At 62.4% G+C, this 21,626-nt stretch carries 22 protein-coding genes; 21 read left to right on the forward strand and 1 reads right to left on the reverse strand.

Features of this window, described 5'->3' with window-relative positions; translation table 11 throughout:
* The first annotated feature begins 154 nt into the window (after positions 1-154).
* The 21 genes from ACZ5BM_RS15660 to ACZ5BM_RS15760 all read left to right on the forward strand — a co-directional run bounded on the left by ACZ5BM_RS15660 (position 155) and on the right by ACZ5BM_RS15760 (position 20,833).
* On the forward strand, positions 155-562 hold the full coding sequence (locus ACZ5BM_RS15660; RefSeq protein ID WP_498909050.1) for a hypothetical protein: 408 nt from the start codon (positions 155-157) through the stop codon (positions 560-562).
* 83 nt (positions 563-645) lie between these two features.
* Entirely contained in the window at positions 646-1,038 is a 393-nt protein-coding gene (locus ACZ5BM_RS15665) for a hypothetical protein (protein WP_498909051.1), read from the forward strand.
* 166 nt (positions 1,039-1,204) lie between these two features.
* Complete coding sequence (locus tag ACZ5BM_RS15670) at positions 1,205-2,968, forward strand: terminase large subunit domain-containing protein (RefSeq protein ID WP_498909052.1); 1,764 nt, start codon at positions 1,205-1,207, stop codon at positions 2,966-2,968.
* A gap of 2 nt (positions 2,969-2,970) precedes the next feature.
* Complete coding sequence (locus ACZ5BM_RS15675; RefSeq protein WP_498909053.1) at positions 2,971-4,404, forward strand: portal protein; 1,434 nt, start codon at positions 2,971-2,973, stop codon at positions 4,402-4,404.
* A 198-nt stretch (positions 4,405-4,602) separates the two neighbouring features.
* Positions 4,603-5,151: a phage scaffolding protein gene (locus tag ACZ5BM_RS15680; RefSeq protein ID WP_498909055.1), complete on the forward strand. Its 549-nt coding sequence runs from the start codon at positions 4,603-4,605 to the stop codon at positions 5,149-5,151.
* An 81-nt stretch (positions 5,152-5,232) separates the two neighbouring features.
* Positions 5,233-6,606: a DUF4043 domain-containing protein gene (locus ACZ5BM_RS15685; protein WP_498909056.1), complete on the forward strand. Its 1,374-nt coding sequence runs from the start codon at positions 5,233-5,235 to the stop codon at positions 6,604-6,606.
* A gap of 57 nt (positions 6,607-6,663) precedes the next feature.
* Positions 6,664-7,065 (forward strand): hypothetical protein, encoded by a 402-nt coding sequence (locus ACZ5BM_RS15690; RefSeq protein WP_498909057.1) that lies wholly within the window; start codon positions 6,664-6,666, stop codon positions 7,063-7,065.
* 18 nt (positions 7,066-7,083) lie between these two features.
* The gene (locus ACZ5BM_RS15695; RefSeq protein ID WP_498909058.1) at positions 7,084-7,632 is read left to right on the forward strand and encodes a phage tail fiber protein; all 549 of its coding nucleotides are present in this window, start codon (positions 7,084-7,086) and stop codon (positions 7,630-7,632) included.
* A gap of 9 nt (positions 7,633-7,641) precedes the next feature.
* Positions 7,642-8,289 (forward strand): hypothetical protein, encoded by a 648-nt coding sequence (locus tag ACZ5BM_RS15700; RefSeq protein WP_498909060.1) that lies wholly within the window; start codon positions 7,642-7,644, stop codon positions 8,287-8,289.
* 167 nt (positions 8,290-8,456) lie between these two features.
* On the forward strand, positions 8,457-10,232 hold the full coding sequence (locus tag ACZ5BM_RS15705) for a hypothetical protein (protein WP_498909061.1): 1,776 nt from the start codon (positions 8,457-8,459) through the stop codon (positions 10,230-10,232).
* Positions 10,233-10,239: 7 nt separating this feature from the next.
* Entirely contained in the window at positions 10,240-10,416 is a 177-nt protein-coding gene (locus ACZ5BM_RS15710; protein ID WP_498909062.1) for a hypothetical protein, read from the forward strand.
* A gap of 3 nt (positions 10,417-10,419) precedes the next feature.
* On the forward strand, positions 10,420-11,979 hold the full coding sequence (locus tag ACZ5BM_RS15715; RefSeq protein ID WP_498909063.1) for a phage tail protein: 1,560 nt from the start codon (positions 10,420-10,422) through the stop codon (positions 11,977-11,979).
* A gap of 115 nt (positions 11,980-12,094) precedes the next feature.
* Positions 12,095-12,442 carry a hypothetical protein gene (locus tag ACZ5BM_RS15720; RefSeq protein WP_498909064.1) on the forward strand — a complete coding sequence of 116 codons (348 nt, stop codon included), beginning with the start codon at positions 12,095-12,097 and terminating at the stop codon, positions 12,440-12,442.
* Positions 12,439-12,765 (forward strand): hypothetical protein, encoded by a 327-nt coding sequence (locus ACZ5BM_RS15725; RefSeq protein WP_498909065.1) that lies wholly within the window; start codon positions 12,439-12,441, stop codon positions 12,763-12,765. Before ACZ5BM_RS15720 ends, ACZ5BM_RS15725 begins: the two co-directional genes overlap by 4 nt.
* 1,334 nt (positions 12,766-14,099) lie before the next feature.
* Positions 14,100-14,945, forward strand: coding sequence for a hypothetical protein (locus ACZ5BM_RS15730; protein WP_498909067.1), 846 nt, complete (start codon positions 14,100-14,102; stop codon positions 14,943-14,945).
* A gap of 326 nt (positions 14,946-15,271) precedes the next feature.
* Positions 15,272-16,210 carry a hypothetical protein gene (locus ACZ5BM_RS15735; protein WP_498909068.1) on the forward strand — a complete coding sequence of 313 codons (939 nt, stop codon included), beginning with the start codon at positions 15,272-15,274 and terminating at the stop codon, positions 16,208-16,210.
* Positions 16,211-16,213: 3 nt separating this feature from the next.
* Positions 16,214-16,750, forward strand: a complete 537-nt coding sequence (locus ACZ5BM_RS15740) for a phage baseplate assembly protein V (protein ID WP_498909070.1) — start codon at positions 16,214-16,216, stop codon at positions 16,748-16,750.
* Positions 16,743-17,111 (forward strand): hypothetical protein, encoded by a 369-nt coding sequence (locus tag ACZ5BM_RS15745; protein ID WP_498909071.1) that lies wholly within the window; start codon positions 16,743-16,745, stop codon positions 17,109-17,111. Before ACZ5BM_RS15740 ends, ACZ5BM_RS15745 begins: the two co-directional genes overlap by 8 nt.
* A 4-nt stretch (positions 17,112-17,115) precedes the next feature.
* On the forward strand, positions 17,116-18,222 hold the full coding sequence (locus tag ACZ5BM_RS15750) for a baseplate J/gp47 family protein (RefSeq protein ID WP_498909072.1): 1,107 nt from the start codon (positions 17,116-17,118) through the stop codon (positions 18,220-18,222).
* A 26-nt stretch (positions 18,223-18,248) separates the two neighbouring features.
* Positions 18,249-19,490 carry a UCP028438 family phage-derived protein gene (locus tag ACZ5BM_RS15755; RefSeq protein WP_498909073.1) on the forward strand — a complete coding sequence of 414 codons (1,242 nt, stop codon included), beginning with the start codon at positions 18,249-18,251 and terminating at the stop codon, positions 19,488-19,490.
* A 59-nt stretch (positions 19,491-19,549) separates the two neighbouring features.
* On the forward strand, positions 19,550-20,833 hold the full coding sequence (locus tag ACZ5BM_RS15760) for a glycine-rich domain-containing protein (protein ID WP_498909074.1): 1,284 nt from the start codon (positions 19,550-19,552) through the stop codon (positions 20,831-20,833).
* Here the strand turns inward: ACZ5BM_RS15760 and ACZ5BM_RS15765 are convergent.
* On the reverse strand, positions 20,830-21,585 hold the full coding sequence (locus ACZ5BM_RS15765) for a hypothetical protein (protein ID WP_498909075.1): 756 nt from the start codon (positions 21,583-21,585) through the stop codon (positions 20,830-20,832). The two genes, ACZ5BM_RS15760 and ACZ5BM_RS15765, sit on opposite strands and share 4 nt — an antisense overlap.
* Positions 21,586-21,626 lie beyond the last annotated feature (41 nt).

Consider the following 21,626-nt stretch of genomic DNA (forward strand, 5'->3'; position numbering starts at 1 on the left):
CGTTTTCGTTCCGGTACAAAAATGTTTAAGATAACGCTAAAATAACGATTGACGCTGGACCCGGATTGATCTATACATTTCTCATACTCGAATAGTTGCGACCGCCGGTTAACCCCGGCGGTTTTTTTTGTGGCTTTTGCGATAGGTGGTCGCGATGTTTTCCAATGGGATCGGAATCGTATCTGGGGATGTCGTCGCCTGCGGCGCGGCGGTCTACGTCGTGCAATCCATGGCGGACACGGAAGTCACGCTGTTGAAGCTGGAAAGCAAACAAGCGACGCGCCATCGCGCCGATGTGGTGCCGGAGCACTGGTCGGATCTGGCGGAAAGCGGTTTGCCTGCCCAGGATGTCGTGATCCGGTGTGTCCCGATCAGGCGTCGCGGTTCTGCCAATCTGACCAAGCTCGGTGCGCTGCCGGACACCTTGCGTAACCGGATCCACACCGCTTTGAAGCGGGAGGAGGTGGTGCGGCGGTTCGAGGACAGCCCGCCTGTTCAGAGCAATCTCCTCGCCTCGACGGCCTCGTACGGACGTCGTGTCGGCGCGGTTCGGTACAACTGAACGGCGTTGCCGCGGAAGGGTCTTCAGGCCGATCCGCCCCCGTGCCGAACGGTGCTGTACCGTCTTTGGCGACGGAACGTTTTTTGGCTTCGCTCGCCGAGAGCGGAAACCTGTTTCTGGCATGCCATGCGGCGAACATGACGCGACGTCAGGTCACGCATCTGCAGCGTACGGATGCCGAATTCGCCGCTTCCTATGACGAGGCGATGGACGAGGCCGCGGACCGCATCGAGGCGGAAGCCTGGCGACGCGGCCTTGAGGGTGTCTCCGAGCCTTTGATCAAGAACGGTCAGATCGTCCGCGATGCGAATGATCAGCCGGTGATGACGCGGCGCTACAGCGATCCTCTGCTGGTGCTGCTGCTGAAGGGCTCGAAGCCGAACAAGTATCACACGAGGGCCGGCTTTTCGCCCACAGGGGTGATGCCGTCCGTAACCGAGGAGATCGCATCTGACGACGATCCGCCGCGGCTCTGAGAGGCGGGGGCAGAACACGAGAAAGGCGCTGACGCCGGCGCAATGGACGATCTACGAAGCGGGGTGGGACGAGAAAGCGCGATTCCGCGTCGCCGTATGCGGTCGTCGCTTCGGCAAGGCTCTCTGCCTCGATACGAAGCTTCCGTCTCCGGATGGCTGGACCACGATGGGTGCCATCGCCGTCGGGGATCGTCTGTTCGACGAGACCGGCGCCGTCTGTCGGGTGACGTTCGCGACCGATGTGATGCACGAGCGTCCCTGCAACGCGGTGATGTTCGGCGACGGCAGCATGGTGGTGGCGGATGACGACCATCTCTGGTCGGTCCGCGTCGATGGCGGCGTGGCGCAGCTTCGCCGGACGATAGAATTGCGTGTGTTCCTGGCCCTGGGGAATGCAATCGCGATCCCGGCCGTGCCGGCGTTGCGGTTTGCGGGCGGGAACGGCCGCCAGTCCGACCGGTCGCGGCTCTGGTGGCTGGCGATGCGCTTCGGGGGCGGAAACGCCGCGAGCGGTTTCGTGTCCGGCGGCGAGCGGGTCTTCTCGCTGGCTCGACGCGTTTGCGCGCGGCTGGGCCTAGTGACCCGTTTGTCGTGCGGGCGGTTGCATTGGGACGAGGCGGAAGCGGAGCAACTGCACCGGATCCGGCGCATCGAGCCGATCGCGAGCCGCCCCGTGCGGTGCATCGCCGTGGACAGTCCCACACGTCTGTTCCTGTGCGCCGAGAGCTGCATTCCGACGCACAACACCTTCCTGATGGCCGAGGAGCTGCGCCGCGCGGCGCGCCTCGCCGTCCGCAACGGCATCGGGGTGGAAAACGAGATCTGGTATGGCGCGCCCACGTTTCTGCAGGCGAAGCGCGTCATGTGGAGCCGGTTGAAAGCATCCATTCCGCGTCACTGGGTGGCGGGCAAGCCGAACGAGACCGCCTGCGTGATCCGTCTGGTCAGCGGCCATGTGATCAGGCTGGTCGGTCTGGATGCGTGCGAGAATCTGCGCGGGTCCGGGCTGTGGTTCTTCGGAGGCGACGAATGGGCTGATTGCCGTCCATCGGCATGGCTGGAGGTGATCCGGCCGATGCTGTCGACCACCAGGGGACACGCTCTCTTTATCGGTACGCCGAAGGGGTTCGATCATTTCCGCGACGCGTATCTGCTCGGGCAGCCGGGCGGGGAGGCGGGCTATCGCTCGTTTCTTTATACCACCGAGGATGGCGGAAACGTTCCTGCGGAGGAACTGGAGGCGGCGCGCCGGCAGCTCGACGAACGCACGTTCCGGCAGGAATATTGCGGAAGTTTCGAGACCTATGCGGGGCGTGTGATCTATGCGTTCGGTCGGCACGAGCATGTGCGACCCGTGCGTTACGATCCGTCTCGTACGGTTCATGTCGGAATCGATTTCAACATCAACCCGATGTCTGCGACGGTGTGGCAGGAGCAGGGCGATGTCGTCTGTCAGATCGACGAGATCGTTCTGCCGACCTCGAACACGGACGAACTCGCGGACGAGATTTCCTGCCGCTACGGGCGGGACGGTTTCGAACCCGGGCGGCCGGATGTGTCGCATATCACCGTTTATCCCGACCCGGCCGGCGCCCAGCGTCGTAGTTCGGCAGGGGGGCGGACGGATATCGGCATTCTGCAGGAGCGAGGGTTTCGCGTCCGTGCCTTGCGGTCGCATCCGCCCGTGCGCGAGCGGATGAACACGGTGAATCGGCAGTTCAAGACCGCGGACGGACAGGTCCTGGCGATTGTCGATCCACGCTGCGTCAAATCGATCGAAGCCTATGAACGCCTGGTGTTCCGCGAGGGCACGAGCGAACCGGACAAGCTGAGCGGTTTCGATCATCTCGTGGACGCCACGGGATATTTTCTGTGCGGACGTCGCATCGCCGCCGGCACCGGCGTTCGATCGACTTTCATGGAGCGCTGAGGATGGACTGGCTGTCTTTGCAGGGGCGCATGCCCAGGGATGCCGGCCTGTCTCGCCGCAGCGCGCGGCTGGCGGCGCTGGAGGCGGTTCTGGAAGGGCGCCACTACGACACGCTGCAGTATCCCTTCTCGAAGGAGCGGACGGAGGCGGGCGAGTACATTCCGCTCGACGAGCGTCGTCCGTCCGTGCGGACCGGATTGTGCCGCGTCGTGGTCGAGGATTCCGTTTCCCTGCTGTTCAGCGAAGGGCATTGGCCGACCATCTGCGCCGACGATCCGCGTACGCGGGAGGCTGTGGCGCGGCTCGTCGACGGGTGCCGCCTGAACGAGGTGATGCTGGATGCGGCCACGCGCGGTTCGGTCGGATCCGTGGCGATCCTGCTGCGTGTCCTGAAGTCGAAGCCTTTCTTCGAGGTTCTGGGTACGAAATACCTGTCGCCCGTGTGGCGTCAGGACGATCCGGATCAGCTTCTGTCGGTGACCGAATGCTACAAGGTCAGTGCGCTCGATCTGCGGGCGCAGGGTTTCGCAGTCGATCCGACGGCCGGGCCGTACTGGTTCAAGCGCGTCTGGGACAACCAGGCCGAATGCTGGTTCAAGCCAGTGCCCTCCTATGCCGATCCGTCGGAGATGGAGCTGGATCCGGAGCGGAGCGTGGTGCACGGGCTCGGTTTCGTGCCGATCGTGTGGATCCGCAACATCTCCGGTTCCTTCGGGCATGATGTGGATGGGCCCGATGGTACGTGTACGTTCGCCGCTGCGATCGACACGGTGATCGAGGTGGACTACCTGCTGTCGCAGGCGGGGCGCGGGCTCAAATACGGTTCCGATCCGACGCTGGTTCTGAAGGACCCGTCGGCCGGGTTCGGCGGCGCCGTTGCTGCGCGTGTCGGAGGGGCCTCCTCGGCGCTGACGCTGCCGCCGGAGGGCGATGCGAAGCTGCTGGAGATCAACGGCAATGCTGCGGCCGCGGTTCTGGCGCATGTGAAGGAGCTGCGTGCGATCGCTCTGGAGGCGATGCACGGCAACCGCGCCCATGGCGACCGCGCCGGTACCGCGCCGAGCGGGCGGGCGATCGAGCTGATGTGCCAGGGCCTGATCTGGCTTGCCGACCGTTTGCGTATTTCCTACGGCGAAGGCGGCCTGCTGCCGCTGATGCGGATGGTATGTCGCGCGTCCGGCCGCGTGAAGGGCGGGCTGATCGTCTGCGGGACGGCGGAGAAGGATCTCGATCCTGCCGGGCTGTCGCTGAGCTGGCCGAGCTGGTTCCCGGCGACCGCTGCCGATCGGCAATCGCAGGCGTCGGGTGTGGCCACCCTGCTGGATGCGGGCGTGATCGACCAGGATACCGCCTTCCAGATCATTGCGCCGCTGTATGGGCTTGGTGCGCGTCTGCCGCCCGAGCCTGCGGCCGAAGAACGCCTGGCCGTCGAGTAGAGCGGCGTCCGATCCATGCGGATCGGGTCGCGCGCTTTCCGCGATGTCGCGGCGAGCGTCCTTGCCCGCCGGACGATCCCGTTCGGTCGGATGGCGCCTGGTTTCGGCGCCGGCGAAACGAGTTTCCCCAGCCGATGCTTTGCCTGTCGCCATGGGGCGGCGGCGCGGTCGGCGCTAACGGAAAGAAATCCAACACACATGGCAGAGCAAGGCCAAGAGCTGGAGGGTGTCGTCGAAGAGGCGGCGCCGAGCGAGGGTCCCGAGTTGCCTCGGGAGATCAGCGAAACCGAAAAGAAACTGCGCCGTGAGGTTGCGCGGTATCGCGAGCAGGTCCGCATCGCCCAGTCCGAACGGGATGCTGCCTGCGCCAGTGCCGTGCGCGAGCGCGATGACGCGATTGCCGCCGCCCAGAGCGATGCGCGCCATCGCGTGCTGCATGCCGAGTTGAAGAGCCATGCGCTTCGCTGCGGCATCCTGGATCTGGATGCCTTGAAGCTGGCCGACGTGACCGGTGTGAGCTTCGACGAGGCCGGCAACACGGTGGGTGTCGAGGACGTGGTGTCGCGTCTTCAGGCGCAGAAGCCGTACCTGTTCGCGTCGGAGCAGACACATGCGACCGGCACCACCACTACCCAGACCATGCGTCCGCCGCAGCCCGCGCGGCCTGTCGCCGTGGATGCACGCAGCCTGTCGCGCGAGGCTTGGCATGCGGAGCGCGAGCGCCTTCTGGCTGCGCATCGGGGCTGACGCCCCGGCGGCCCCCGACACTCTCCAAGATCGTTTCCCGGGACTTCGGTTCCGGTTTCCCTGAAAGGCGAACACCGCTTCATGCCGATTCAAAACTTTCCGTCGCAGCTGCAGCCGATCATCCAGCAGGGCTTTCTGGCCCGCGAGTTCCAGGATGGTCTGCAGTCCCGGCTGAGCTTCCGCTCCATCGCCGACCGCGAGGTCTTCACCAACCGGATCGGTGAGAGCGTGACCAAGACCCGCAAGGGCCTGAAGGCGCCGGTGACGACGCCGATGTCGCCTGTCGCCAACAGCAATTTCGACAACGGCATGAGCCCGTCGAGCTGGTCGATCGAGCAGTATACGCTGTCGATCAACCAGTATGGCGACACGATCGACCTGAACATGGTGAGCGAGGGCGTCGGTATCGCCTCGCAGTTCCTGGCCAATGCGCGTACCAATGGCGTGCAAGCGATGCAGTCTCTCGACCGCATCGCGCGCAATGCCCTGTTCGGCGGCGCGTTGAACGGCGTCGGCGGCTATCTGGGTGGCAACACCCGTGTGAACAATGCTCTGACGGCGGCCGGCAAGGTCGTTTCGGTGGACGACATCCGCGGTTTCCAGAACGTGATGAACCCGTATGGCCAGGTGGTGGCGGTGGGTACCACGGGCGGGATGACCGTCACGGTGGGCAGCAACGCCTACACGCTGACCGGGACGACGGCGGATGCGGTGAACGTGTCGACTGCGCCGAACGGCGTTTCCGGGCAGCTGACCTTCTCCACCAACGTGATCACCTCCGACGGTGCGCTGGCGCAGCCGGTGATCGCCTCGACGGCGCCGCTTGTGCTGCGTCCGAACGGCCGTCTGACCACGGCGGCTTTGACGGCGCCGCAGGGCATGTATGGTTCGACCACCTACGTTCCCGGCGATACTCTGGGCATCCAGACCGTTCTGTCTGCGGTCGCTGCGCTGCGCATGAACAACGTGCCGACGGTGGATGGGGCCTATCACTGCTATCTGGACGATCAGCAGATGCTCGGTCTCTTCCGTGACGGGGATTTCAAGTATCTGTATCGCGGCGCCTACGGCACCGAGACCTATCGTTCCGGTTCGGTGGTGGAACTGCTCGGCGTTCGCTTCATTCCGACCACGGAAGCGCCGCAGCAGGTTTCGCTCGGCGCCGGTGCGATCCATCGTGCGATCGTGTGCGGCAAGGGCGCTCTGATCGAGGGCGATTACGCCGATGCCGGCCATAGCGACATTCCCGACGTGGAAAAGTCGCTGATGGAGAAGGTCGACAACGTGGTGATGGTGACGCGCGAGCCGCTCGACCGGCTGAAGCAGATCATCGCGCAGTCCTGGTACTGGATCGGCGGCTATGCTCTTCCGACCGACGCCACGGCGAATACGTCGATCATTCCGACCGCGACCAACAGCTATCTGAAGCGCGGTGTGGTTATCGAGAGTCTGTAAGGATCGGTTCGGGGCGGCGGCGTCGTGCCGCCGCCCTTCTTGCAGGCGGGAGATGGAATGTCTGGAACGACCGGCTATTCGGGTGATCCGCTGAGCGATGCCGAGCGGGTCGATGTCAGGCGGTTTTGCGGGTATCCGGCCTATGGATCCGGCGCTTCCGGTATGTCGTCCTGGCGGTTCTTCGAGGCGTACGGAACGCTCGAATATCGCATGACGAACATGTCTTCGAGCGAATTCCAGGTGGTTCGGCAGAAGCTGGCGACGCTGAACCAACTTGACCAGGCGATCCCAGGAGCAGCGCAAAATCTGGATACCGATCAGGCCGCGGTGTGGACCAGGAATCGGTCAGAGGTTCTGGATCGGACGCGGCTGTTCGAGGATTGGTGCCGCCGGCTCGCCGCCTTCATTGGTGTGCCGCCCGGGCCCGCGCTGAGCACGACTGCGAATATTGTGATCTGAGGCAGAAAGGTGGTTTGGGTGGCGAATACCTTGAACGGATGGCTTGGCTACGGCTCGTCCCTGGCGGCCGGTTCGCTGGTGGAGCCGGCCGATGGAAGTTACGCCCGGCAGCCGATCAGTTTCGGCACGCTGGATCGCGCGACGCTGGTCGATCTCGTGCCTGGCACTGTGGGACCCGCAGCAACAGCATGGGGGACGATCGGGTTCATCGGCGTGTTCGACGCGCCGACCGGCGGCAATTTGCTGTTCTGGCTTACGATGGCGAGGCCGATGCAGATCGCGGTCGGCGGAACGATCAGCTCGTCTGCCGGCTCGTTGCGCATGGTGTTTCCCGATCTGGGTGCGGCGTCGTCCGTCAGAGCGTGGCCGACCGGTGCCGTCGTGGCGAATACGACGGATGGGCGGCAGGTGACGGTCGGCGTCCCACTGCAGCTGAGCGGTGGCGTGATTTCTGCCCAGGTTCCGGCATTCGGAGCCACGGTCTCGATGAATCTCCTGCCGCAGTCGCAGCCGCCGAGCGGAACGGGGCAGCTCTGGAACAATGGTGGTGTCATTTCCGTCGCGTAGAATCGGAGCATGGCGATGCAGCAGGGGACGCTGAACAAGCATATCGCCTATGGTTTCAACAAGGCGGCATCGATCGTTGGATCGGAAGAGTCTTTGTTCAGGCCGACCGGTCCGAATCAGCCGGTTAGCGGCTCGCCGTTGCTCACGCTGTTTTGTGCCTGGGATGTGAAGCCGAGTTTCAGGATGATTGAAACGGCGCAGGCGGGACATGCCTATGCCAGCCTGATGGCGGATCAGACGCTGGTGCAGGCTGGAGATTATCTTGTCGGCCAGGATACGCATTTCGTCGTCAGGGTCGAGCCGCTCCGCGCGGCGCTCTGTGTGCTGTGCAACGAAACGATCGACTTTTTGAATACGGATGTGGCGACCACGGCAGGAACGAATGCGTATGGCGGGCATGTCGCTTCGAACGACACGCCGGTTGGCATTGGATGGCCTGTGAGCATGTCTGCGCGGACGCGTGGTGGCACCGATGTCACGAAGCTGCCGAGCGACACCAGGGGTGTCTATTACGACGTTCTGGCGCCGATCCTGCCCGACATCACGTTGTCGTTCGGCATGCGCGTTCGGGATGCCGCCGCGCAGGCTTACGAGATCATCAGCGCAGAACTGTCGGATTACGGCTGGAAGCTGGTTGTTGGGCTGGCGACGACGTGAACCGCGCCTGTTCGTCATAGTGGGAGGATTTTGCGATCGCGGACGTATCCGACGTTGAGAACGGTTTATGCGGCCTGATCGAGAATGCGGTCTATCCGAATGGGGTTTCCGCATCGAGCATCACCGGTACGACTATCAAGATCTATCGAGGCTGGCCTGCGAGCAGGATGCTGAATGCCGATCTTGCCGCCGGGATCGACACTGTCACGGTGTTCACGAAAGAGAAATCGAGCAAGGACACGTCCCGCTACGCCCGTATCTGGCGGACCGTCTCGACAACATCGCCCAGTCTGGCCATCAAGGTCGTCGGTCAGGCGGCCACCCTCACCGGGACCGGTGGGGCGGGGCAGGTGGCTGGTTTGGAAGCGAACGGTGTCGCTTATACTGTTGCCGTGGGGGCGGATGACACTCCTTTCACGGTCGCGGCGAGTCTTGCTGCCCTTGTGCCGGGAGCGACGGCCAGTGGTAATGTCGTTCTCGTTCCTGGTACGCAGTTGAGCGGACGCGTTGTCGGATCGGGAACTGCCGTCATGGAAACGCGGCGGCAAGAACAGGGCTTTCTCGTTTCTGTCTGGTCTTCGACGCCGCTGGCGCGCGACGCCGTCGCGGCCGCCGTCGACAATGCCCTATCCGATGTGGACTGGTTCGATCTAGCGGATGGTTCCGTGGCGCGGATGGTCTACGGCGGAACGATGGAGACCGACGTTTCTGAAAACGCCAATCTCTACCGTCGGAACCTGATCTACACCATCGAGTATCCGACGCTGAAGACGATGACCGGCTCACAGATGGCGTACGGTGTCGGTACTTTGGGGGGAACAGGTCCGACCGTCGGGTTCAGCTGTCTCGTTCCGCAGGAAAGGCTGGTGATTCCGCCTTTGGGGGCTATCAGATTCGATGCCTGGTATGATCCGGCGAATAGCATCGATCAGCAATGTGCTGCCGTTCTGTCGCCGGCCGCATTCAATTTCCGGCTCCCTTCAAATGCAATGGTCGAGAATGGCGTTGCGCGCTGGCCGCTTGCGACACAGGCGACGATCGACCTAGAGATCGCAGCGGCCTTGCAGGCCGGCCTCCAGTTCTGGGCGTTCGACAGCTATCAGCCGGACGACACGTTAAGCTTGCCGCTGCAACTCTATCTGACGAGTTCGCTTCGCAGCCGTTTGCGTTTCTGCATGCTGGGTCAAACGTCGAACTGGGGCGCAGACGGTCAGGATCAGCCATCGCTCCTGCGCGACATCAGCATGATGACGCAGCCTGGCTACCTGACGGTCCTCGGCAACAGGCCTCTATACCTTGTTCTGGACTCCTCGAGTGAGCAAACGGCGGGCTTGCCGGACGGCAGCGTTTCCGAAGCGATCGCTACCGTCCGGTCGGCGGTGATGCGGGCTGGTGGCGGCAATCCCTACATCGTTTGGCTTTCCGGTGCTGCGATGGCCGACTACAACAACATTCCGATGGCGCAGCAGGTCGGGGCGGACGCCTCTGGTTCGTACGCAACGCCGCGGTTGAACGGGAGCGAACAGCCGTTCGCGGCGTTAACGGGTGCTGCCGTTGCCGACTGGAGTGCTCGGGCGGCATCCGGTTTTCCGATGATTCCCACGGCGATGAGCGGTTGGGATCAAAGGCCCCTGATCGAGACCCCGCAGCCCTTCTATCCGATTTCGGCGAGCCTCGGTCCCGGAAACTTCTACGATACCGCGACCGCATCCGCTATCGGCGATCATGTCGCGGCAATGGCGAAGTTCATTCACGATCAGCCTTCTGCCTGCGCTGCGCAGATCGGCTTGATCTACGCGTGGAACGAGCTGGCGGAAGGAGGATGGCTGATGCCGACCTATACGCCGGACGGACCCGATGGTGCGCGTTGTGCTGCCGTCGGCGGTTCGCTTTCGACGCTTGTCGCGAATTCCACGAAACCTGCCTTCAATCTGGTGAGCTAGGAGCCCTATGGCCGCAGCAATGCCCGCAGCACTCGTCGTGATTCACGCATTCGGTTCCTATCAGAAGGGCCAGATGATCGTGGATGCCGCGACGATCTCCTCCATTCTCGGCGGTGGACTTGCGTCCTTCGTGGTTCCGACCACGCCGCCGACCGCCCTGCACAATGCCGCATCGGAGGGCTGAGCCATGGCGCAGATAACCCAGCTCGGGGCGCTCAACACGGCGGCCTTGGTCGTTCCGGATCTGTATGTCCAGATCGCGTCGCCCCAGGCGCTTGCGCTGAACGGCGTTGCGACCGATCGCATCGGTGTGGTGGGCACGGCGTCCTGGGGGCCAGTGAATCAGCCCGTCGTACTGGGCGGGCTCGCCGACTACAATCTGGCGTTCGGCACCGTACAGACCCGTCTGTACGATCTGGGGACTCCGATTGCGCTTGCGGAACAGCAAGGCGCATCGTCTTTCGTGGCCGTTCGTGTGACGGACGGTACCGATGGCGCCGCGACGTATGCATTGTTCTACGCGAACTCCGAATATCCGGCCATTCTGACGGCTGCTTATACCGGAACGCTCGGAAACCGCATCGGTCTGACACTGGCCGCGGGCTCGCGGTCGGGAACATGGTGTCTGACCCTGCAGATGCCGGGCCAGCTGGCGGAGGTGTTCGACAACATCGACGCGTCCCAGGGTACGGCTACGTTCTGGAACAATCTCGTCGCGGCGGTGAACAACGGTAACGGTGTTTCCCGAGGCCCGTCCAACCTGTGCGTCGCTTCGATCGGGAACAATCTGTCGGCGGTGCCCCAGGCCGTCACGAACCAGTTCCTGATGAATGGTTCCGACGGTGCTTCCGGCATGACGGATGCCGCGGTTATCGGGACCGACGGCATGGCGCGTACCGGAATGTACGCATTGCGCGGTCAGTCTTGCGCGCTCGCCGTGATGGCGGATTGCTCGAACCCGGCATTCTGGACGATCCAGAGCGCGTTCGGCGAAAGCGAGGGGATCTACATGATCCTCACCGGTGCGAAGGGGCAGGTGATCTCCAGCGCTGTGCAGATGAAGCAGCAATCCGGCCTCGATAGCTACGCCGCGAAGCTGATGTTCGGCGACTGGCTGTACTGGTACGATCAGGTGAACGTGCAGACACGGCTCGTCAGCCCGCAAGGCGTGGTGGCGGGGTGCTTGTCCAATCTGTCGCCCGAGCAATCCAGCTTGAACAAGAGGTTGTCCGGCGTAATCGGTAGTCAGAAGAGCGGGCTCGCGAGCAGCGGCCAGGTTCTGGCTTATTCGTCGGCCGAACTGCAGCAGTTGTTCTCGGCTGGTATCGATGTCGTGTCCAATCCGGCGCCAGGTGGAGCGTACTGGACCGTTCGCTGCGGCCATAACAGCTCCAGTTCCTCGGTCATTGCCAGCGATGCTTACACGCGTATGACGAACTTCATCGCCGAAACATTGTCGTCTGGCATGGGAAAGTATGTCGGCAGCGTGATCAATTCGACCCTGCTGTCGAACATTCGCGCGACGCTTCTGGCTTACCTGTCCAATCTCGTGTCGCAGGGGATTCTCGGTAGCGTCGATGGAACGGCGCCGTACGCGGTGGTGTGCGATCCTAGCAACAATCCGCAGAGCCGTACTGCGCTTGGCTACGTTCAGGCGGATGTTCAGGTTCGTTACCAGGGCATCAACGAGCGTTTCATCGTGAATCTGCAAGGCGGTCAGAACGTGACCGTCACCACCAATAACTGACGCAACGTTTCCGGCGGCATAGCGACAAGGACTTCGAATGGGGAATCCCTATAGCATTGGACGGGACTGTCAGGTCGTCCTGCTCTGGAATGGCGTTCGCATCGATCTTCGGGACGTGACCGGGTTTCAGGCGCAGCAGCAGGTGCGTCAGCAGCGGGCGGATCCGCTGAACAGCGTGCCGATCGAATTCAATACGCCTGCCGGCTGGCGTGGGCAGTTCCAGGTTGATCGCGGGTCTTCCGCGCTGGACGATCTCGTGTCGGCGATCGAAGCCGCATTCTGGAACGCGGGCGTGATCGGGTCGGGAACGATCTATCAGTACATCTCGGAGCCCGATGGGTCGACCAGCACCTATGAATTCGTGGGCGTGTCTCTGACGTTCACGAACTCCGGTCATTACCAGGCCGAGAACATCGTGAAGCAGACGGTCAGCTTCTTCGCCAGCCAGAGGAACAAGATTTGAGCGGGCCCATCGCGGAGGTCACCACCGAGGATGGTCGGCGGCTTTCATTGCGGGAGATCAATCCCGGCGACATGCTGGACCTGATCGAAGCGGCGGGTTCGGCGGCAGGTTCGGCGGCCTGGATGCGTTATGCTCTGCTGATCTGTTCGGTGGAAGCGATTGACGGCAAGCCGGTGATGATGCCGCACACGAAGGACGGCGTGCGGGAGCTCGGGCGCAAGATTGGCAATGCCGGTATCGCAGCGCTGTCGAGCTTCCATTATCCGGACGAGGCCGATCACTCCGCCGAGGATGAGGCCGAGCAGGTTCGCGCAAAAAACTGAGCAGGCACCCCTTGCTTCGGCAGGTTCTGTACCTCGTGAAGCATGGGGTGCCTTGGCAAGAGGTCATGACGATGTCGGAAACCAGACGGTTCGCGTGTTGCGTTGCGATGGGCGAACTGGATGGCCAACATTTCGACTGGGATGGCATGGGCTGGGTGGCGCATTGAGGCCGCCTACAAGTTTCGTTCCCTCTAGCCGTGAAAGGCAGCGTTGATGAAGAACACAACAGCGCTGCGTTCGTCTCTGGCGCTTTTTGCGCGGCTAGTTTCCGATCTCCATGCGCGGCCGCTCCGGTCTCGACCCGTGCCGATCCGTCGGCGTGCCCGTCTTCCGCCTGTGTTGCCCGGAACGGCGCATGGGGAGGGGATAGAGATGTTCGCCGCTTTGCCGGTCGGATTGAGCGCTCTGCTCGCCGGCCGCTCTGTGGGTGGCCTTCGCGATGCTGGCGGCCCGGCGAGCCGCGGGGTTCCGTCGCGTGATCGAGACAAGGGTTTCATCGGGGGAAATCTCGATACTCGTCACTCTGCCGGCGCTTCGATCTGGGAGGCGGCAGTGGTGGGGACTACAAATGCCGCTCTGGAGCAGATGCTTCCACATGTGCAGCGTCCGGCTTCTCTTCTACCAGTAGGACGTGCGGCGAGATCGGTCTCTCACATCCTCTCCGTGTCGCCGATATCGACGGCTCGCCTGCCGGGGACCGGTTTCATCTTGCGGAATAACTCTCCTCCGTCGAAGGAGCGGCCGCCTTTTCCGGCCGGAGATGGTAAGGGATCGAGAGCGCACTCGTTCTTACGCGTCTTGGACAAGAAGGAAGGCGGGTCGGGCGCAGATGTGTTCGGTTCTCTTGACGCCGTAAGCGACCGATGGCCGTTGGGAACAGTTTCCGTACAGTCGTCAGGCAGATCGCAGAGAGCGTCGGACGTCTTCTTCGATCGCCCATCTTCGTCTGCGGCGCCTCGTGGTCCCTTGAGCCTGTCCGGCAGCGCTAAAGGGACGATTGCGGATATGGCCGGACGAAGCGTACCGCCTGCGCTCATGGAGCCGGTGTCCGGTGAACAAGGTGCCGAGATCGCGCCACCGGTTGGAGCGAAGGCGATGTATCAAGGGACGCAGTCGATCGGGCATGGTGGATATGCCGAGTCCGACGCCCGTCCTCCGTATTCGAGCGCCTCCGGAACGCAGCTCCAATTCTCCGGTAACGTGACGATGGAAGGGCGGCGCGTTGGACAGGCGAGCGCTCACGCTCTTTCGCGCGACGCTTCGCTGCCGCTCTCCACACAATCGCGCCCCAACATACGGAGCACCACCGTGTACACCGGAATGCGGATTCCTCAATGAGCCTTGCATCCAATGTAGTCGGCAGCGTTGCGGCGACTCTGGCGAATCAGCCAGCACCGGTTGTCCTGGGATCAATGGTTCTGTTCGGTGCCGAGGCACCCTCGCGGGTCACGATCGGCGGTCGTCAGCTGGCGGCGATCCATAAGCTGCCGGGTGGCGCTCGCATCATCGACGCGATGGGGCCGGACGACAACGCGATCGTGTGGCAAGGCGTCTTCATCGGGCCGGCAGCTGCAAGCCGGGTCAGGATGGTGGATGCGCTTCGGACAAGCGGAGAAATCTGCACTTTGTCGTTTGGTGACTATCTTTTCCAGATCATCGTCGTCGACTTTAGCTATAGCTATCAATCACGCGGTGCGGTGATCTCTTATAGCATTCGCGCGGAAAAGACTCAGGACATCACCGATCCTCTGTCCATCTCGGCGTGGCAGGGGGCCATATCGGATTGTGCGACGGCTGTTCAGTTTCTCACCAATACACGGGCTTCGATCGCAGCATATGGCGGTCTGACCGGGGGACTTTCGGGTGGGACCTCGTCGCTTCTTTCAGGTGTTTTATCGACGGTCGGTGGAGTGTCCGGTACGGCTGACTCTACGCTCCAGGCGCAGGCGCTATTGTCGTCCACCGCCGCTGTCCAGACGGCGATTGCGAACGTGTCGATCGGGAATCTGGCAACAGGGGCATCGTCATTGAGCGTTGCTAGCGGAACACAACTCGCTGCGGTGGCTCAGCAGGCTGGGGCGTTGGCCGGCCTGGTCGGAGCTGGTGGGTATATCAATCGGGCGAGCGTGGGTGTGGCGGCATCCAACGCGCTACCGGCCATGGTCGGCATACATTCCTGAGGAGATACGGTGCGGACGATACAGGTAAGCGGAACCAATCTCTTCGCAGTTGCAGCCGCCGAACTCGGTGACGCGACACAGTGGTATCGAATCGCAGCGATCAACCGTTTAAGCGATCCGATGGTCTATGGCGTCACCAGTCTTCTGTTGCCGAACGTCGACAATACGCTCGGTGGTGGAGTGCCGAGCCAGTGAACGATGCGGGATGTGTTCGCCGCCCGCGCCTCCGATTGACGATTAACGGAGCGATCGTTTCGGGTTGCGTCTCCGCGGAAATTACCTCGGGCCGCGGCTCTGTCGCTGGAACTTATCGGGTTGAAGTGAGCGTGAACGCAGCTTCGACGTCGCTGTCTCCCGGTTGGCTCGATGCGGACGGAATCGACGTCCGGATCGAAATGGGTTTTGCCGATCCTGGATACAATCAGCCGCAATCCTGGTTCGAGATGATCTCCGGACCTGTGGACAGGATCACGGCTGAACCGTTGTACGGCGTTGTTGTAATCGAGGGGCGCGATAACGCGGCTAAGCTGATCGATTTACCTTTGGAGGACGGTTACCTCAACAGGACGGCATCCGAGGTGGCGAGCGACCTGGCCGCCCAATGCGGTTTGACGGCGGATGTCGACCAGACTGCCGGGCTGGTCGGGCAATATTACCAGATCCAGCACAGCAAGACGGTCTTCGGTGCCTATTCCCGCCATGCGAATGGCTGGGACTTGTTGTGCGAACTGGCGCAGATCCAGAACTACGAACTTTGGGTTGATGGAACGACGCTGCATTTCAAGCAACCAATCCAGGATGAGTCTCCGTTCGCTGTGTTTCTGCAGCAGGATGGTATGGGGAGTGCCATCACCTGCAACACGATGAGTTCGATCTCGTTGGACAGAACACTCGGTGTCTCGGGAGCGATCCAGGTTCGCGTCGCGAGCTGGAACAGCCGGCAGAAGCAGACCATCGCGCAATCCTATCCGACCGCGGCAGGCGACGGCGCGCGCATTTATACGGTCTTGAAGCCGAACCTGTTGCCTGATGATGCACAGGCGCTGGCGCAGTCGACCTATCTCCAGCTCCGTGCCCGGCGAAGAATGTTCCATGCCACCATGCCGGGCGAACTTTCGCTGACGCCCCGGCGCTCGATCAATCTGAGCGGAACCGGCACAGGCTGGGACACCGTGTATGTCATTGATCGCATCGTCAGACATATCTCAGCGGAACGCGGGTTCAGTCAGAACCTGACGGCGACAACTCTGCAGGATGGATCATAAACAATGGCAGACTGGCTGCAGACCGTCCGCTTGCATGCGGCCATTCAGTCGGCGGCACTCGGGCAGGCGCGGCATGGTGTAGTTACCAGTGTCGATCCGTCCGCACACGCTGTGAGGGTGACGATTCAGCCCGAGGGGCTGGAGACGGGATGGATACCGGATGGGGCGGTGGCCGCCGGTGGCCTGAAGATGGTCTGCCCGTCCGAGATCGGTACGCAGGTGCTGGTCGTCCCGGTCGAAGGCGATGCGGAGCATCCTGTGGTAGTTGGCCGGCTCTTCGACGCGACGGCGATGCCGCCGCAGAGTCCGTTCACTCAGACTCATGTGCAGCCGGGCGAACTCGCCCTGTTCGGGAATGATGGAACCTGCCTGCATTTCACGGGAGGCAGGTTGTGCCTGAAGGGAAACCTTGAGGTCGATGGGGCCATCCAGGCGACCGGAGACGTGGTCGGGGCGGGGATCAGCCTTCAGTCGCACCGGCATGGTGGAGTCCAGGGAGGCAAGACGTTCACCACTCCACCGGAGGGTGCCAATGGCTGATCTCTCGCATCTTGTCGGCGGTGATCTTTCGATCGGAAGTGGTGGCAGTCTGTCGATTGTGGAGGGTAGTGCGGCGACACAGCAGCGTGTTCTCCGGCGGCTTCTGACAAGCACCGGATCGTACATCTGGCAGCCGGCCTACGGCGCCGGTCTGCCTTCGTTGGTTGGGCAGGTCGCATCGACGCAGCAGGTGGCTGCGATCATCAAGACACAGATGATGCTTGAGCCGGCTGTTGCGACGACGCCGGAGCCGAGCGTGCGCGTGCAGCTCGGCGCGTTGGGCGATATCAGCGCGGCTATCTCCTATTCCGATACCGATACGGGGCTGGTGGAGACCCTGAACCTGACAACAGGGGCCTAAGTAGATGCAGTTATCTTTGCAGAACTTTTCAAGCCTCGTGAGCAACATGTCGGCATCGGTACAGGGGGCGTCCGCCACTGTTCTGGACGTCACGGTCGGTTCGGTGCTGCGCGCTCTCCTGGAGGCGTCCGCTTCTGTCGCGCTGTGGTTGCAATATCTGATCCTCCAGGTTCTCTCGATGACTCGTCTGTCGTCGAGCGTTGGACCTGATGCGGATAGTTGGGTGGGCGATTTCGGGATGGTCCGCCTTCCGGCCGCTGCCTCACAGGGCGTCGTGACGATGTCGTCATTCAATCCGTCCGCGCAGGCGGCGGTGATCACCAACGGCATGACGGTCCGGCTGTCTGATGGATCCCAGACCTTTACTGTCGTGAACGGACCTTACGTGCGCGCGATCGGCCAGGCATCGATCGATGTCACCGTGCGGGCGTTGTTGCCCGGGGTGGCAGGAAATGTTCAAGCCGGAGCGGTCAATATATTGGGGACCGCCATCTCCGGCATCGATACCGTGTCGAACGCGTTGGCATTCGCCGGCGGTGCCGCGGCGGAAACGGATGCGGGCCTGCGCGCGCGATTTGTGAACTACATCAACACCCGCGCTCAGGCGACCGAGCAGGCGATTTTGTACGCTGCGCAGTCTGTCGGCCCGAGTATCAGCGTGTCGATCCAGGAAAACCTGACCGCGAGCGGCGCTGTGGCTCCCGGCAATATCAACGTCGTTGCTGATGACGGAAGTGGTTCTCCTCCTGCGTCCGTTCTTGCCGCTGTTTCGGCGGCGATCGACCCGGTTCGCCCTGTTGGAACGACGGTGACGGTGACGGCGCCATCCGTGATCGATGTCACGGTTGCTGCGACTTTGACTGTGGTCGGTGGAGCCGATCAGGCCGCGACTATCGCAACGGCAACGACCGCGCTGCAGACCTTCATCAATTCGCTGTCGGTCGGGCAGATGCTGCCTTTCTCCAGGGCGATCGCGGTTCTGTATGCATCCTCCTCGTCAGTCGGCAACGTAACGGGCTTGACGATGAATGGCGCCACGGCCGATCTTGGGGGGCGAAGCGGTACGGTCGTGCGCTGCCAGTCCATCAACTTGTCGGTGTCGTTGTTTTGAGCGGGGACGCCTCTACGGGAGCGTCCGTGACCGTCGGCAGCATAGGGGACATGGTCGGCAGAATGCGGGCGGTGCTGCCCTTCGCGTGGTTCCCCACCACCGCGCTGGGCAGCGTGAGCGCGACGCCTGTGCTGGATGCCGTTCTTTCAGGCATGGGCTCAGCATGGGCCTTCTGTTTCCAGCTACTCGACGCGGTGCGGTCGCAGACTAGGTTGGCCACGGCCTCCGGTGACTTCCTCGACTTGCTGGCCGTCGACTTCTTCGGGCAGACGATTGCCCGGCGTGCTTATGAAGCTGACGATGCATTCAGGGCCCGTCTGTCATCCAGCCTGCTGCTGCCGAGAGCAACACGAAGTGCGCTGCTGGAGGCACTGTTTAGTCTAACCGGTCTGAATGTGCGGGTCTTCGAGCTGCGGCGAAGTGCCGATGCCGGCGGTTATGGAGTGGCTGGTTTCGGCTACGGTTCGAATATGCCTTTCCAATATCTCGTAAGCCTCGATGCGAATGCAGGGGTGATCCGGCGTGAGAGCGTCGGTAGCTATCTCGACATTACGGGGCAATTGCGTATCGCGCCCAGACATGCGGCAAGGCCGGTCTACGCAAACGGCACATGGACGTCGTTCATGGTCGAGCCTGCGGGATATAATCTTTTGAAGGACAGTGTTGGGTTCTCGGGTTGGTCCGTGCCGTCCGCCGGCGCGATCACGAGCTGGTCGGTCGAGACCAATCCCGGCATCGCTCTGTGGGCGGGAAATCCTGTTCTCGAGATGACCGTGTCCACGGCGGGATCCTTTCCCGGCCCTTCGGTCAAAACGTTTATCGGGGACCAGTCGGTTACCGCTTCCGTTTGGATATGGCTGCCGTCGGGTCACACGCTGACGGAATTTCATCTTCAGTGCGGCGACGCGTCTGGAACCGGGCACGTATCGGCCGATCTGACCCGGGTCGATCAGTGGCAGCAGTTGGTGACGACGCTTGCGGGCGTCGCCGGCGTGATGCGGACGGTTACGACCTGGTTGGTTGGCACGAGCTCGGGGACAACCAGCAACAAGATCCTCACCCAGTGCTGGCAGCTTGAACCGGGCACCGTGGCGACCAGTTTCATCCCATCTGCGGGACAGATCGGTGTGCGCGACAAGGATCGGGTCGTCGGTGATATCAGCGTCAATAACCCAACCATCTTGCTGCGTGACGATATTCAAGAGGTGATCGGGCAGACTGTTCCGGCTGGCAGTATTGCCTGGCTGAATATTCAGCTTCGGCAGTAGCTGACTGGTTCTTGAAAAGATCGTCGTAGACATAAAACCAAAACTAATGGAGCGTGCGCTTGGACCGACAAATCGTGTATGCCGGTGCGATACCGCTCGATACCGATCATCTTCTGCAGAGCCGGTCCACCATGGTGGCGCTCGGTTATCTCGCGAAGTTCGTGCTGGGTGATGGACAATCCTTCGCGGACGGTCTCGCCTGTTCGCCGACCGGGGCGCTTTCGGTGTCGGTCGGTCCCGGAAGTCTGACCAGCCCGGGAATCGTGGACTCCCAGCCGTTCGGCTCGCTGCCTGTGGATGGCGATCCACTGGTCAAAATCGGGATCAACACGACGGCGACGGTACTCGGCGTTCCGGGCAGCGGGCAGTTCGTCGTGTCAGCACAGATGTCGGAGCAGCAGAGCGGCAGCGCCGCGACTCTGTACTACAACGCGGCGAATCCCGCACAGACGTTGATCGGGCCTCAGGGTAACGGGCAGCTTCAGGCGAGCGTGGTGCAGCAGCGCGTCGGCTTGCAGTTGACCGCCGCAAACGCGGTACCGAATGGTGCAGTCGCGCTTTACACGGTGAATGTGCCGGCCGGATCGACGGTTGTCACATCGTCGATGATCGGCGTCGCTGCCGGCGCGCCATTCCTCGGGGTGAAGCTGCCTGGCGCGGCACCGTTGATGTCGCCCGCATTCCAGGGCGTTCCGACCGCTCCCACCACGACACCCGGTGATTCATCTAACGCGCTTGCAACAACCCAGTTCGTCGCTGCCGCCTGTCAGCGAAACCGAGCGGCTTGGGGAACTGCCGGCAACTACAGCTGGACCTGCCCAACGGGCGTGAGCCGTGTTCTTGCCAAGCTCTGGGGTGCGGGCGGTGGTGGCGGCGCTGCAGGCGGCGGGAATGCCGGCGGCGGTGGAGGAGGGGGCGGCTATGTTGAAGTGCTTCTCAATGTGCAGCCGGGAATCACTTATGCCGTACAGGTCGCGTCGAGTACGTCCGGCACCGGTGCATCCCAATTCGCCAGTCTTGCCACCGTCAGTATGGGTCAAACCGGAGCGAACGGAAGCAGTTCGTCTCCTGGGAGTGGTGGTGGTGCAGGGACATCCTCCGCCACAAATGCAAATATCGTCGGCGCCGTCGGTGTCACCTCCGGTGCACCGGGTTTCTCAATTGGCAGTGTCGTTGTCGGTGGATCGGGTGGTGCTTGTTTCGGTGCGTCGGGGGGGCAGGCGGCCTTCGGACGGGCGATCGGAAACGATGGCGTTTGGCCTGGCGGCGGCGGGAGCGGGGGGTCTACCGGCAACGGAGGACGTGGGGCTGACGGCCTCGTTGTGATCGAGTGGCTCGGCTAACACCCATCAGTTGTGGGGGCGCCGAAACGAGAGAGCGGCGCTCCGGTGAAATCGGATGGACCGGTGTGCGTCAGTCGGATGCCAGCATCGAGCCAGATCTCGCCACCGAGCTGCCGCCAACGGGCGCAGAAGACGAAATCCTCGCTCCGATAGCAGCCGCTCTCCACGTCGATCTGGCAGTCGAACAACGCATGATTGGTGACCGGCCCTGCGGGTCCGTTGCGATAGGCATCGACGACACTGTACTGCGTCTCGGGATAGGCGCTGGTCATACGATCCAGCGTTTGGCGTTGGATAAGCATGAAGCCGGTGCCGGCGAAGTCGGCGGAAATCAGATTGCCGTCCCGGCACCGCGGATCCGTTGGCGCCCCGACATAGTGCAGGCCGGCCGTCTCGATCGTCTCGCCTGCCTGGAGCCGTTCCTGGAATGAGCGATCCCAATAGAAATTCTTGAGCGGATACATCCCCGCCACGACGGGCTTCTCACTTTGAACCAGTCGGAGCACATCCTCGGGCCGGAAGCTGATATCACTGTCGACGAACAGCAAATGGGTCGCCGTTTCGTGGTGAAGGAACTGACCCACGAGCGTATTTCGCGCTCTGGTAATGAGTGCGTCCTGTCCGAGCATGGCAAGACTCAGGTCCAGCCCCAACGTCGGAGCGGCCGCCATCAGGCCGACCACAGACTGCATGTATCCCTGCGTAACCAGACCGCCGAAGCACGGCGTGGCGATGAAGATATGAGGGCGCATCAATCCTCCTGCTGTGGCGCAGGATAGTGAGGAAGTCTTTA

The organism is Lichenicola sp. GTC18331 (assembly GCF_055386855.1).